This is a genomic window from Rosistilla carotiformis (assembly GCF_007753095.1).
GTDB classification, from domain to species: Bacteria; Planctomycetota; Planctomycetia; order Pirellulales; family Pirellulaceae; genus Rosistilla; species Rosistilla carotiformis.
The window spans coordinates 3,037,316-3,051,646 of record NZ_CP036348.1; the positions used below are offsets into that span (position 1 = coordinate 3,037,316).

A 14,331-nucleotide genomic window follows, 5' to 3' on the forward strand; every position below is an offset into this window, starting at 1 on the left:
ATCGCGGCACCGGCTCCCGTTTTCGAACACTTTGTCCACCGCAACGGTTCGCGCATTTGCGGCGGACCGAATATTGGAAATTTGTTTTTACCCTGATATTTGTCTGTCGGAATCGGATCGGTCGACGACCGCCGGAGAATCCGAGGACCGTCGGGCTTGTCAATCCAGGCCCGACAAGACAGCATAATTAGACTCAACGGAATCGATTCGCTCAGGAGGCAGGCAGCTGTGATTGCAGAAGGCAACGACGAAAAATTCAAAGGTTCACGCCGCGACAAGAAGAAGCCCAAGTCGACAGCTAGCGAGATTCTGCAACGCCAGCCGCCGTTCGACTTGGAAGCCGAGATGGGGGTGTTGGGCAGTATCATCCTGTTGCCGGAGGTCTTGGATGATCTGGCAACGCTGCTGCGCCCCGACGACTTCTACGACGATGCCAATCGGATCCTGTTCACCCAGCTGCAAGAGATGCACGACATGGGTGAGAAGATCGACGTGACGCTGTTGGTCAGCCGGCTGAAGAAGGCGAAGCAATACGATTTGATGGGCGGCCCGGCGTATCTTGGACGGCTTAGTACGTCGGTCGCCAATGCCGCTCACGCGGTCTATTACGCGAAGATCGTCAACGAAAAAGCGATCTATCGCAAGCTGATCGAATCGAGCACCGACATTCTGCGCGACGCCTACGATCAAACGCAGGAAGCTCGCGAATTGGTCGCCAGTGCGGAACAGAAGGTGTTTGCCATCATGGACGGCAAACAATCCAATTCGGTCAACAGCATTAGCGATATTCTGCACCAGGCGATGGACCGCATCGACGCCCGTTTGCGGGGCGAGCACACCGATGGCGGTTGCGATACGCTGTACACCGATTTCGATGCGATGACCGGCGGCTTGCACAACGGTGAATTGGCGATTCTTGCGGCTCGGCCTTCGATGGGTAAAACCGCGTTTGCGATGAACATCGCCGAAAACGTTTCGATGCAGCTCCGCTACCCCGTCCTGTTCCTGAGCTTGGAAATGTCGGGGATCGAGTTGGCCGATCGTATGTTGTGTTCGATCTCCCGAGTCAGCGGTCACAAGCTGCGAAACGGTACGATCAGTAGCGAGGAGCGTGAACGGTTGGTCGAGAAGGCGAACGAGATCCACTCCGCGCCCCTATTCGTCGACGATTCGCCTAGCCGAACGGTCAGCGAAATCGCTGCGGCGGGGCGGCGTATTAAGCGTCGCGACGGCGCGTTGGGGTTGATCGTGATCGATTACCTTCAGTTGATCGAACCCGACAACTCGCGCGATCCGCGGCAGGAGCAGGTGGCGAAAATCGCGCGGCGTCTGAAAGGTATGGCTCGTGAATTGGAAGTCCCTGTTTTGTGCCTGTCGCAGTTGAACCGGCAGTCCGAAGAGGGCAAGGACCACCGGCCCAAGTTGAGCCATCTGCGGGAATCGGGTGCGATCGAGCAGGATGCGGATATCGTGATGTTCGTGCATCGCGAGGAGTATTACCACCGCGGCGAGGATCGCGAACAATACGCCGGCCAGGCGGAGATCATCATCGCCAAACAGCGTAACGGACCGGTCGGCGACGTCGAACTGACCTGGGAAGGGGCGTTCACCCGCTTCCACAACAAGGCTCCCGAACGGCACAGCGAATTCGATCAGTACGCCGAATTCAGCGGACCGACCGATTATTGATCCAACAGTTCGCTGTATAGATCGACGTGCCGGTCGATCATCTGGGCGACGGTGAAGTCGCTGGCGATCCGATCCTGCGCGGCCTGCCCCAGCCGGGCCGCACGCTCGGTGTCGGTGAACAGTAACTGGTAGGCGTGCTTGGCGAACTCCGCCGCTTCGCCGACCGGAGCGAGCATCCCGGTGACGCCGTTTTCGATCAGGTCGCGGTTACCTGGAATGTCCGACGCCACGACCGGCAGGCCGGCCTGCATCGCTTCGATCAACGCATTGCTCTGCCCTTCGTAGCCGCTGCCGATCCAGAACAGGTCGAAGTGCGGAAGCAGTTCGGCGACGTCGTCGCGTGCCCCCGCAAACAGGACCGCTTGGCCGGTCGTTGCCGAATCGCGGAACCGCTGCAGTTCACCCATCTGCGGCCCATCACCAATGATGACAAAGGTCGAATCGTTGCGAGCCGATTCCATCAACTGAGCGGCCCACACCAGGTCGCGAAGTCGTTTCTGAGGCCACAGCCGGCCGACGGCGACGATCAAGCGGCGATTGGGATCGATCCCCAGCCGTTGGCAAGCCTCTTCGCGCGTGATCGTGCTCGCGGTGCGAGGCGGAATCCCGTTGGGGATGATTCGAAACAGATCGGGGTCGATCCCGTGAGCGGCATAAAAATCGCGGACTCCGCTGCTGTTGGTGACGATCGCATCGGTTCGTTTGGCCAACGCGCGGTCGATCACAAAATGACGCGTGGTCTTCCATTGATCGACGCAGCGTTCCCCGGCCACGATTCGCCGAACGCCCAGGCTGCGAGCGGCCGCGCGTCCGTAGGAGTTCGCCGCGAACAGCCACGTGTGGACCAGATCGGGAGAGAGTTTTTTGAGCGTTCGCTTCAAGCGAAAGTAAGCCGACGGATCGGCTTTAAATCGCTTGCCGACCACCGTGACTTCGACTCCGGCCGCCTCCAAGTCCGCTCGCAACGGACCATCGTGCGTTAACACGACGACGTGCACGTCGAAGCGATCGCGCGGCAAACCGCTGGCCAGAAGAGCCAGCTGCTTTTCGGCACCGCCGCGAACCAAGGTCGGGATGATATGGCAAATCCGTTGGGTCATCCCGTCGCTCCACTCATATTTGAGGCGGCCGAATTGCCCGCCAAGCGTTCAAATAACTGCACGTGCCGACGGATCGTATCGGACCAGGACGACGCGGCCGACAACTGCTTCCGCATCCGCTCGGCTCCCGCAGTCGCCATCGGCAGATCGTCCAAGACGTTTTGGACCGCTTCCCGCATCTTGTCGGTTGAATCGGCCGGAAAGCTGTGCAGTTCCGAAAAAGCGGCCATCGCAAAGGCGCGTGTGTCGGCGCAATCGACCACTGCGGTGGGGAGCGCCGCGGCGATCGCCGCCGGCCAAAACGACTCCGCTCCGCTGGCCGCCGATGGCAGCACAAACATATCCGCAGCTTGCATTAGTTCTTCCACATGATCAAAGTTGCCCGGTAGAAACGCCGACCGGCCGACGCCGTTGTGTTTTAAGTCGTTAAAAATTTTCTGACGCCATGGTCCGTCGCCGATCATCCACAACCGCAGGTTGGGCTGCGCCTCCAACAGCGGCCAGAGCGCCGATGCCAAGGTCAAAACGCCCCCTTCGGGAGACAGCCGATTCATGCACAGGATGACTTTGCCATCGACCGGCACCATCAGGTCGTGATTCATGTTGCCGAGCGTCAGACGCGCTGCTTTACACGATTCGGGAGTGCGACGGATCGGATCACCGATGCCGTCGGCGATCCGCACGATCTTTGCCGCTTTGGCTCCGGCGACCAATAACGCTTGCTGGCACGACGCGCGGGGAGCGATCACGGCGTCGGCGGCAAAGCTGCGGACAAACGTGTTCCGCCGCGCACGCAGCGACGCTTGCCAGACGATATCGCGCGTTCCCATCATCGTGCCACAGCGGACGACGCTCGGCACGCCAGCCTGTCGGGCGGTCTCCACGACCGCTGCCGCCTCTTCCCGCATCATGTCGCAGTAGACGAGATCGAACCGCGGCAACTGCTCGCGCAACCACTTGGCCAGATTCCGCACATAACGGGCCATCGACCATTCGCCTCGCGGCGCAGCCAGCGGACGCAGCACCGGTATCTCGCGATGTTGGAACTCCACCGGCCAAGTCGCTTGGTAGCGTGGCGTCAAGACGGTCGGGTAACATCCTTGGCGGCGAAGGCCGCTGACAAGCGCGGTCAAGCGACTGCTGGCATCATCGCAATGCGGCCAGTAGCGTCGAGTGACGATCAGCACTTGGAATCGTTTCATCGATCGATGGCCGGTCCGTGCAACGCGTGATGGCGGTCGAGATCGGCTTGTTCCAACACGCCCAGATAAGGCAGGTTGCGATACATGTCCTCGTAATCCAATCCGTATCCGACGACAAATTCGTCGGGGATTTCAAAGGCGACAAAATCGGGGCGGACCTGCACGTCGTGCTGGCGATTCTTCTGCAGCAGCACCGCACTTTTGACGTCCTGGGCACCCATCTGTCGCATGTCTTCCAATAATCGTTCCAGCGTCCGGCCGGTGTCGAAGATGTCGTCGATCAACAGCACCTCGCGGTCGCGGATGTTGATCAACATCGCCGCGTTGACCAACAGTTCGCCGCTGCGGGTGCCGCCGCGGTAACTGCTGGCTTGGACAACGCCCACCCGGATGGGCATGTTCAACCGGCGAATCAGATCGGCCAGCAGAATCAAGCTGCCCGTCATGACCGCGACAACCGTCAGCGGCCGCGAGCCGTAGTGATCGTTGATCCGTTGGGCCAATTCGCTGACACCGCGCTCCAACTGTTGTTCGTCAAGCAATGTCTTCATATTTAACAGTCGAAGGTGCGAAAAAGCGGTGATGGCAGGCGGAGATTGGGCCGTTCGGGGAACACGCCGACATCTTAACATGTTGCCCCACGGTTGAACCAGTTGATTGAAAAAACGATGGCCGGCCGCTAAGATTGACTCGGGCATGAAGCCCTCCCAAGACTCCGCTCGCCTCTCTCCAGCTGGTAATCGATAACACGATGTCGAAACCCGATCGCACCAAAAAAACAGTCTCCACCGACGCCGCGCGTTCGGATGCATCGCGACGGAAGTTCATGCAAAGCTCCAGCCTGTTGTTGGCCGGCGGTGCGGTTGCGGGCGGGCTGAGCGTGGCTCGTGCGGCGCACAGCTTCGGCAGCGACACGATCCGCGTTGGGTTGATCGGATGTGGCGGACGGGGAACCGGCGCGGTGACTCAGGCGCTCAGCACCGTCGATGGCGAAGTCCGTTTGACGGCGATGGGAGATCTGTTCGAAGACCGCATGCAGACGGCGTTTCGGACGATCAAGAGCAAGCATCCCGACCGCGTCGATGTCACCCGCGACACGCGGTTCGTCGGTTTCGACGCCTATCAAAAAGTGCTGCAAGCCGATGTCGACGTCGTGATCCTGGCGACCCCTCCCGGTTTCCGCCCCCTGCATTTCGAAGCGGCCGTCGACGTCGGGAAACATGTTTTCATGGAGAAACCTGTCGCCACCGATGCACCGGGCGTGCGACGCGTGCTGGCGGCCAACGCGATTGCGAAACATAACGGCCTGGCGGTCAGCGTCGGACTGCAACGCCACCACGAAGCCCGCTATCGCCAGTGCGTTGCTCAACTGCACGGCGGCATGATCGGCGACGTGATCATGTCCCGCGCCTACTGGAACGGTTCGGGAATTTGGGTCCGTCCGCGGCAGCAAAACGATACCGAACTGCAGTACCAATGTCGCAACTGGTACTACTTCAACTGGCTCTGCGGCGATCACATCACCGAACAGCACGTCCATAATCTCGACGTGATCAACTGGGTGATGGACGGTTTCCCCGTGGAAGCTCAAGGCCAAGGCGGCCGCCAAGTGCGGACCGGCGAGGATACCGGTCAGATCTTCGACCACCACTTTGTTGAATACACCTACGACGGTGGGGCGAAGCTGATCAGCCAATGCCGGCACATGAAAGGCTGTTGGAACAGCGTCGGTGAATACGTTCACGGCACCCGCGGTTATGCGATTGTCAACAAAGCCGAAATCTACGATCACCAAGACAATCTGATCTGGAAGAGCGACGCGGCGGTTGAACAGGGGAAGGGCTGGCAGCAACAGCATCACGATCTGTTCGCCGCCCTGCGACGCGGCGAATCGCCGAACGAAGCCGATTATGGTGCGCACAGCACGATGACCGCGATCATGGGGCGAATGGCCACCTACGGCGGCAAAGTTGTCCGCTGGGACGATGCGATTCACAGCGACATCGCCTTGGCCGATTTTGATTCCTTGCGATCGTGGGACGATGTTCCTCCGGTCCTGCCTGCCGACGACGGCTCGTATCCTGTCGCGGTGCCGGGTAAAACCATCGTCGTCTGATCGATCAGAACGACATTTCCCAAGGCTTCAAGGACGAGGAACACCGCTGTGGCGAAAGCGACAAAGCAATCCGATCGCGTGCAAACGCTGGAACGGATCATCGCCCATCTGGACACGCAGTACGAACAAGGGATCGCGTGTACGCATCCCGACACCGGCGTGTTGGTCAGCGATGGCGAATACGATGCGCTGCGTCGTGAACTGCAGACGCTGAATCCCCAGTCGACGCTTTTCGAGACGGCGACCGCGTCGCAGTTAGAGAGTGCGGTCGCGAAGGTCGTTCACCATCCGCCGCTGACGTCGATCGAAAAGGCGAGCCACGAAGATCTCGCCGTGCAGCAACAGATGCTTTTCAAATGGCTCCGCGGCGCCGATGACCCGGCCGTTGCGGAAGCTCCCGCGGGCGAGCTGTTTGCCGACGCGTTGCCCGACGATTTGATTACCGTCGACGGGATGAGCTACGACGGCCAGCCGGTCGTCTACAGCCCCGATCGGTTCTACGCCGCCTACAAGCTCGATGGCGTGGCGATCGCTCTTTATTACGAACAGGGAAAACTTGTCCGCGCCGGGCTGCGACCGCGCGACGGGATCAACGGCGAAGATGTCACGGCGCAGGTTCGTTATGTTGCCGGCGTTCCGGATAAGCTTCCCAAGAAGATCAGTTGCTCGATCCGGGGCGAACTGATCTGCAAGCTCTCCGACTTCGAAAAGGTGCAAGCCGAATTGGCCGACGAAGGGGAGAAGTTGCGAGCGAATCCGCGGAACCACACCGCCGGTGGGATTCGCCAGTTCAAGAACCCCGAAAAAACCGCGCGGATGCGGATCAGCTTCATCGCCTACACGATCGAAGCACTCGACCATCCACCTTATAAGACCGAGATCGAACGCGCTCGCTGGTGTCAGGAAACGTTGGGGATCCACTATATCGAGCCCCAACCGTTTCGCTTCGAGAACCTGCAGGCGATGGAAGATGCCGTGCCGACTCTCGATTTCGAAGTCGACGGCGTCGTGATTGGGGTCAACGATCTCGAGGACCAGGAACAACTGGGGCGTCACGGCGATCCGAGGACCGGCAATCCGAAGGGGAAGATCGCCTGGAAATTCCGCGAGGAGGAAGCGACGCCGGTGATCCGCGACATCCAGTGGCAGACCGGCCGGACCGGCAAGATCGTCGCAGTGGCGATCTTCGATCCCGTTCGTTTGGCCGGCACCAACGTGACCCGGGCGACGCTGCACAACGCCGGATTTATGCTCCGCAATCAGATCACGATCGGGTCGACGATCGCGGTTCGCAAGGCGGGGAAGATCATCCCCAAAGTGACCGGCGTGATTGCGGGGCAAGGCGAGCCGCAGTTTCCCGATCATTGTCCGGCTTGCAAAGCGAAGACCCAGCTACAGCAAGGGGGAACCGAAGAGATGCTGGAACTTGTCTGTCCCAACCCCGATTGCTCGGCGCAAAACGTCCACGGCCTGTGCCACTATCTGAGCACCTTTGGCGTCGTCGGTTTGGGCGAGAGCCGCGTGCGGACGATGGTCGAAGGGGGCAAGGTCGCGACGCATGCCGATTTCTATCGCTTGGAATTGGAAGACGCGATGGAATGTGGGCTGACCGAACGACAGTCGCTGTTGGCACTGGCGGCGGTCCACATGATCCCCGCTCCTGACAAGATGAAAAACGAAGAGCTGGGGATCGCGATCGCGACGGCTCGGCAATCGAAGAAGCAGGTTCCGCTGTGGCAGCTGTTTGCCGCCTTTGGCATCGAAGCGGCGGGCAAGTCGGCTGGCAAAGCGCTCGAAGATCACTTCAGCAGCTTCGATGCGATCCGCGCCGCCACGGTCCAGCAACTGATCGAAGTTGGCGACGTCGGCGAAAAGACAGCCGAGACGGTCTCCAGCTACCTGTCGACCAACGCCGCAGCGATCGACGACCTGCTGAACTACGTCGAACCGCAGTCGCCGAAAACGGGGCTACTGACTGGCAAGAACTTCTGCTTCAGCGGCGGCTTTCCCGAGGGGAAGCGTCACTGGGAACAGCGCGTCGAAGAACTCGGCGGCAAGTGTTCGGGGAGCGTCTCCAAAAAGACCCACTACCTGGTCGCGGGAACCGCCAGCGGATCGAAGAGCGAAAAAGCGGAGAAGCTCGGGATCCCAATCATCGATACCGACGAGCTGCAGAAGTTGCTTCAAGCCGGTTCGTAAACCCAAACATGACCGGTTGGTGGCGCCACGCTACATCGGAACGGTAGGTCGAAGACGACCCGCGTCTTCGACCTCATTAGGCGGCTGGTTAAACGCGATTGTTTAGCCTAGCGTCCGCTTCATGTTCGCGAGGATTTCGGCCAAGCGTTCTTTGCCCCCTCCGCCAACTTCGGCTGCACACCAGCCTTCGAAACCGATTTCGGTCAGCGCGGCCCGGACATCTTTCCAATCGATATCCCCTTCGCCAATCTTGGTGAACCGGTTGTCGGTACGCGAAAAGCCTTTGGAATCGAGCTTCACGATCCGCTTGCCTAGCGTGCGGATCCAATCCCCTGTGTTTCCGTATTTCCAATGGTTACCGATATCGAACTGCATCGCTACGCGCGGCGAATTGAATTCGTCGACATATTTTACGAACTTGTCTGCCGTTTGAGTGGCATCGCCGTCGTGATCGTACAAGAACTGGTTCCAGACGTTTTCGATGGCAATCGTGACGTTCAGGTCTTCGGCCAACGGAATCGCTTTGGAGATGTTTTCGACCGATCGTTCCCAGATCTCGCTTTCGGGACCGTCTTCACCTTTGCCAACAACGACAAGGACGGTGTCGCCACCAACGGCTTTGGTGTCGCGAAGAGCGACCGTTAGGTTGTTCAGCGCTCTGGCCCGAGTCTCCGCATCGGGGCTCGTGTGGCGAACCGACCAATGTTCGGCGCAGACGGTACCGTCGACGATCAGGCCGGATGCTTTGATCGCCGCCTTGGTTTCCTCGACGTCCATCCCCGGGGCACTCATCTCAATTCCGTCGAAGCCCACTTCCTTGACGACGCGAAATTTCTGTTCCAACGTCGCCCCGGGCATTTTGACCATTCCAATCTTCAACGTGTTGAGGATTTTCGATTTGGATTGCCAGGCAAACGCGGAGGGGGCGACCAGGGCGGCGGCGGCAACTGGGGCGGTTGTACGCAACAGCTTGCGACGAGAAAAGGCGATCGATGCACTCATGGTGGGATCCTGGGGAGCTTGGAATTTAGCGAGAGGTGGGAAAGACGCGTCGGCGTCCGTTGAATCGCCTCCCATGATAGTTCAAATGCCACAGCTCAAACAGCAGCAAACGGGAACGGTCGCAAGACATTCGCGGCTCGCAAACGGAGGGAACGGGGCTGGAGCGAAGAGGTGGTCCTGGCGGCTTCCCGCATCGGATCGGCGAAGAGTTTGTGAGATTTATCCCATGGATCGGCCGGCGACAAGAAAAAACCAAAAAGAGCTAGCGTTTGCGGGAATCCGATAGTAGACGCGTGGATAGCATCCTAGCATTGGGGTTAAGGGGGCATTTCCCCTGATTGGTTGTTTGTTTTTGGAATTTTAAACGGAGCTTGGCGGATGAAATCTTCAAAACGCGGTTTTACCTTGGTGGAGTTATTGGTGGTGATTGCGATCATCGGGATCCTGGTGGGGCTGCTTCTACCCGCAGTGCAGGCGGCGCGCGAAGCGGCTCGGCGGATGCAATGCTCGAACAATCTGAAGCAAACGGCATTGTCGATGCACAACTACCACGACACCTATAAGACGTTTCCGCAGGGAGCGATCGTCAGGTTTGGTAGCGGTTCGCTCTCGAGCGACTTCTACGTCAACGCGTTTTCGTCGACGCTGCCGTTTATCGAACAAGGCTCGCTTCAAAACCTGTACAATTTCGACGAACCATGGGAAAGCCAGCTGCCTGCCGTCGCGTCAACGGTGGTCTCCACCTATTACTGCCCGTCGAATGCAGGGCCCGAAACGGTAACCGATACTGCCGTGGGCGCAGTCCTGGCATCGTTTGGAGCAACCGTGGGAGATACGTTTGGCGTCACGACCTATCGGTTGTCCAAAGGGGCGCATGGCGAATGGTCCAACAATCCAAGCGGTTATGGAAGCGCCAAGGGGATGTTCGACTTGGGGTTAAAGACCAGCTTCCGCGACATCATCGATGGAACCAGCAATACGTTGTGCATCGGTGAGGGATCCTCGGGCGCCCGTCACGATTTATGTGCCGGAGTCAACTGTACCACGCCAACGGAAACGGTCAGTTCGATCGGATGGATCATTCCTCAACCCATTGCGGATGCGGCAGGGCTGACCCGCAACAGTATCTTCGCGGGAACGGTTGAACCGTTAAACAAGAACCCAACCACGTCGACCAATCTTGCTGAGGCAACATTCAACAGCGCAGCGACCGGTGGTGGCGACACGGTGGGCAATTTCAGCAGCTACCATCCCGGTGGCGGCAACTTTGCCTTGGCCGATGGCTCCGTCCGATTTATCGGCGAAACGATCGACATGGTGATCTACCGCGCGGTTTCGACCGTCGCTGGTGGTGAAGTGGGCTCGCTGCCATAGTTTGCTGTAAGGAACGTGAGGGGATGGCCAAGAAAACCGCTGCCGATTGGTTCGCCATCTACGAGGTATGCCATCGCAATCCGACGAATGAACGCATCCATTGGATTTGCGTTCCGTTGATTGCGGTGTCGTTCCTGGGAATGCTGTGGGGACTTCCTGCCCCACACCTCCCTTGGGGAAGTATCAATTGGAGCGTCGTCGCGATGGTTGCGGCATTGGTTTTCTACATCCGTTTGTCGCTAAGGTTGGCGGTTGGAATGGCGACCGGTTTCTTACTCACGTCGGCCCTCTTTGTTGCCTACCAGAAGTCTTTCGAGATGCCGCTTTGGATCCCGTCGTTCGCGGTCTTTGTGGTCGCGTGGCTGGGACAGTTCATCGGTCATAAGATTGAAGGGGCAAAGCCCGCGTTTTTCCAAGACCTTCAATTTCTGTTGATCGGTCCGGCGTGGGTGCTCGATGCGTTGTACCGTCGGTTAGGATGGTGATCGGGACGTGAAAGCGTCCGCTTGTTCTTGTCTCAGTCTTGTCGGAGAGCCCCATGACGTCGACGTCCGAAACGGAGCCATCGCCGCGGAATCCTACGGCGTACGATGCATCGACGTTGGATCATGCATTGACCGACCTGAAGCGTGGGGCGAAACGTCTCCAGGCAATGCCTTTGGCAGAATGTTGTTCGCTGTTGGATGCATGTGCGGCGTTGATTGTGCAGCACGCCGACGAATGGATTCGTGTCAGTTGTTCCGCCAAGCGAATCGCGGTGGACCAACCGATCGCCGCTGAAGAAATCCTGGCGGGACCGGCCAGTCTGCTGCGGTATCTTCGCTTGGTCACCGGGGTGTTCCGCGATTTACAAGCGTCGGGCGTGCCTCGATTGCCAGCAGCGCCGCGCACGAATACTTTGGGCCGCTTGTGTGTTCCCGTTCTGCCGATCGATGATTTATATGATCGTTTGATCTTTAAAGGTTTGCAGGCGGAAGTCTGGCTGCAGCCGGAGGCAGATCGGCAGTCGATGTTTTCGGACGCTTGGGAAACGCGCGCCGCGCGTTCGCCGCGAGTCGCCTGTGTGCTGGGGGCGGGGAACGTCAGCGCGATCCCCGCCACCGACGCGCTCTACAAGATCTTCTACGAATTTGAAGCGGTATTGCTGAAGCTGAATCCGGTGAACGAATACCTGGAACCTGTCTTCAGTAAAATTTTCGGGCCGTTGATTTCCGCGGATCTGTTACGCATTGTTCGCGGCGGACGCGACGTGGGAGATGCGATCGTTCAGCATCCCGCGATCGATGCGTTGCATTTGACCGGATCCCATCGGACTCACGAAGCGATTGTTTGGGGAGCCGATCCTCAGCAGCGCGTTCAGCGGCAGCGCGACAACGAGCCCTTGGTAACCAAAGCGATTACCAGTGAATTGGGAAACGTCACGCCTTGGGTGATTGTGCCGGGGGAATACTCCCAACGCCAGTTGCGCGCTCAGGCCGAAAATTTGGTCGCATCGATTGTCGCCAATGCGTCGTTTAATTGTGTCGCGACCAAACTCATCGTGACCTCCAGCGGGTGGCCACAGCGGCAGGAGTTCTTGGATCACATCGACGCGCTGTTACAGCAAATCCCGCCGCGTTACGCCTACTACCCGGGCTCGCGCGAACGATTCGAACGGGCTGCAGGCTTCTTGCCTTTCGACGAAGAAGGGACACTGCCATGGACGTTGATCCGCGACGCCAAGCCCGACCAATCGCCGCATCTATTTGACGAGGAGTCCTTTGTTTGCGTTTGTGCTGAGACGCAGTTGGAGGAATCGCAGCCAGAGCGGTTTTTGGATCAGGCGGTCGCGTTTGTTAACGACCAGGTTTTTGGAACGCTTTGCTGTTCGTTGACCCTTCCCGATGCGTGGCGCAAACAACACCGCGATGATCTGGAGCGGGCGATCGATCGACTGCGTTATGGTTCGGTTTGTCTGAACCAATGGGCGGGGATCGTTTATGGATTGATGACGCCCCCATGGGGCGGTCACCATAGCGCCTCGCTGGCCTCACCGGACAGCGGATTGGGGCATGTTCACAACACGTTTGGGCTGGCGCATGTCGACAAAACAGTCTTGTTGGGGCCGCTGAGTAGCGTTCCCAAGCCGGTGTGGTTCCCGACCCATCGTACGGCCGATCGATTGGCCCGGAGGTTGATTCGATTTTACGAAAAGCCGGGGCCGTTGCGTTTGCCCCCCATTTTTTACCATGCCCTGCGGGGATAGCACCGCCAGCGTACCGTTTGCACCACCGTCCGTTTTGTGTTTTAAATTTCATTCGAACGAGCCATGATGATGACACGTCTGATTCCCGTTTTCTTCGCGTTGGGAGCTTTGCTGTGGATCGGATGCCGCGATCCCCAACCGATCACCGATCTTCCCGCTGGCGATTCGCAGCCCTCGATCCCCGCAAGCGAAATCGCTACGGACGAAGCGTCGTCATCGGAAGCGTATACCAGCGTGATCTTACCTGGCCCCGACGCGCAGACCCAAGCGCAAGAAGCCTTGATCACCGCAGAACCTGGAGACGTGATCGAATTTGCCGAAGGAACCTTTGAATTTGCCGGCACTCTTTCGCTCGATGGAGTCTCGGGGATTACGATTCGTGGGCAAGGTATCGACGCCACGATCTTAAACTTTAAAGGGCAGCGGAAGGGGACCGGCGGTGAGGGGCTGATGGTCAAGGCGGACCAATTTACGATCGAAGATCTGACGATTCAGAATACTCCTGGCGACGCGATCAAGATCAGCGATTCGTCCGACGTGACGATCCGGCGAATCCGAACTTGGTGGAGTCGTGGCCCGAGTGAAGAGAATGGAGCCTACGGAATCTATCCGGTGATGTGTTCCAATGTGTTGATCGAGCACTGTGTCGCCGAGTGCGCTTCGGATGCCGGTATCTACGTTGGACAAACCCGGCAGACGATCGTTCGACACAACCGCGCCCAACGGAATGTCGCTGGGATCGAGATCGAAAATACGGTTGGGGCCGACGTTTACGAAAACGAAGCGACCAATAACACCGGCGGAATTTTGGTCTTTTCGCTTCCCGGCTTGCAGCTGAAGAATGGCAGCCACACCCGCGTCTTCAAAAATCAATTGTACGATAACAACCATCCCAATTTCGCGCACGCCGGAGCGATGGTGGCAACGGTTCCCGCCGGAACAGGCTTGATGATCATGGCGAACGATCACGTGGAGGTTTTTGATAATAGCATCCACGGAAACCAAACCGCCAATTGCGCGGTGATCAGTTTTCTGGCGACGCAGCGTAAATTCGACGACCCTCAGTACGATCCGTATCCCGAAGCGATTCACATCCATGACAACCGGTTGTCCGATGGTGGGAATGACCCGCAAGGTTTTTTCGGTGAGGTGTACAAGCAGGCCGGAAGTTTGCCGATGCCCGATATCGTGGTCGACGGGCTTGTCAACGAGGCGAAATTGATGGAAGGGGAACTTCCCGAATCGTTGCGTTTTTCGATCGTGAACAACGGTGAAGCGACCTTCGTGAACCTGGGCCTTGGTGCGATGTTGACGGGGGGAGCACCGGCGGTCAGCAACGACATCGCTTCTTTCCAAGCCAAGCTGGAACCGCTGCCGCCGATTGCGATTCCGGGAGTGGAGTGA

General features: G+C 58.5%; 11 protein-coding genes. 7 read left to right on the forward strand and 4 right to left on the reverse strand.

Features of this window, described 5'->3' with window-relative positions; genetic code table 11:
- Positions 1-228 precede the first annotated feature (228 nt).
- The gene (gene dnaB, locus Poly24_RS11135; protein ID WP_145094706.1) at positions 229-1,689 is read left to right on the forward strand and encodes a replicative DNA helicase; all 1,461 of its coding nucleotides are present in this window, start codon (positions 229-231) and stop codon (positions 1,687-1,689) included.
- Here dnaB and Poly24_RS11140 read toward each other — a convergent pair.
- Genes Poly24_RS11140 through hpt form a run of 3 tightly spaced genes read right to left on the reverse strand, consistent with a single transcriptional unit; the run spans position 1,683 to position 4,542 of the window.
- On the reverse strand, positions 1,683-2,789 hold the full coding sequence (locus Poly24_RS11140; protein ID WP_145094709.1) for a glycosyltransferase: 1,107 nt from the start codon (positions 2,787-2,789) through the stop codon (positions 1,683-1,685). The genes dnaB and Poly24_RS11140 overlap by 7 nt on opposite strands.
- Positions 2,786-3,991: a glycosyltransferase family 4 protein gene (locus tag Poly24_RS11145; protein WP_145094712.1), complete on the reverse strand. Its 1,206-nt coding sequence runs from the start codon at positions 3,989-3,991 to the stop codon at positions 2,786-2,788. Before Poly24_RS11145 ends, Poly24_RS11140 begins: the two co-directional genes overlap by 4 nt.
- The gene (hpt, locus tag Poly24_RS11150) at positions 3,988-4,542 is read right to left on the reverse strand and encodes a hypoxanthine phosphoribosyltransferase (RefSeq protein ID WP_145094715.1); all 555 of its coding nucleotides are present in this window, start codon (positions 4,540-4,542) and stop codon (positions 3,988-3,990) included. Before hpt ends, Poly24_RS11145 begins: the two co-directional genes overlap by 4 nt.
- Positions 4,543-4,742: 200 nt before the next feature.
- On the opposite strand from hpt, the gene Poly24_RS11155 reads away from it, so the two are divergent.
- Positions 4,743-6,107: a Gfo/Idh/MocA family protein gene (locus Poly24_RS11155; protein ID WP_145094718.1), complete on the forward strand. Its 1,365-nt coding sequence runs from the start codon at positions 4,743-4,745 to the stop codon at positions 6,105-6,107.
- A 48-nt stretch (positions 6,108-6,155) separates the two neighbouring features.
- Positions 6,156-8,306, forward strand: coding sequence for an NAD-dependent DNA ligase LigA (ligA, locus tag Poly24_RS11160; RefSeq protein ID WP_197452496.1), 2,151 nt, complete (start codon positions 6,156-6,158; stop codon positions 8,304-8,306).
- 102 nt (positions 8,307-8,408) lie between these two features.
- Here ligA and Poly24_RS11165 read toward each other — a convergent pair whose 3' ends face one another.
- Complete coding sequence (locus tag Poly24_RS11165) at positions 8,409-9,308, reverse strand: sugar phosphate isomerase/epimerase family protein (protein ID WP_145094724.1); 900 nt, start codon at positions 9,306-9,308, stop codon at positions 8,409-8,411.
- Between the two features lie 378 nt (positions 9,309-9,686).
- Between Poly24_RS11165 and Poly24_RS11170 the strand changes: the two genes are divergently transcribed.
- The 4 genes from Poly24_RS11170 to Poly24_RS11185 all read left to right on the forward strand — a co-directional run bounded on the left by Poly24_RS11170 (position 9,687) and on the right by Poly24_RS11185 (position 14,331).
- Positions 9,687-10,682 (forward strand): DUF1559 domain-containing protein, encoded by a 996-nt coding sequence (locus Poly24_RS11170; protein WP_145102800.1) that lies wholly within the window; start codon positions 9,687-9,689, stop codon positions 10,680-10,682.
- 23 nt (positions 10,683-10,705) lie between these two features.
- Positions 10,706-11,167, forward strand: coding sequence for an Mpo1 family 2-hydroxy fatty acid dioxygenase (locus Poly24_RS11175; protein ID WP_145094727.1), 462 nt, complete (start codon positions 10,706-10,708; stop codon positions 11,165-11,167).
- A 53-nt stretch (positions 11,168-11,220) separates the two neighbouring features.
- On the forward strand, positions 11,221-12,927 hold the full coding sequence (locus Poly24_RS11180; RefSeq protein WP_145094730.1) for an aldehyde dehydrogenase family protein: 1,707 nt from the start codon (positions 11,221-11,223) through the stop codon (positions 12,925-12,927).
- A 63-nt stretch (positions 12,928-12,990) separates the two neighbouring features.
- Positions 12,991-14,331: a parallel beta-helix domain-containing protein gene (locus Poly24_RS11185; RefSeq protein ID WP_145094733.1), complete on the forward strand. Its 1,341-nt coding sequence runs from the start codon at positions 12,991-12,993 to the stop codon at positions 14,329-14,331.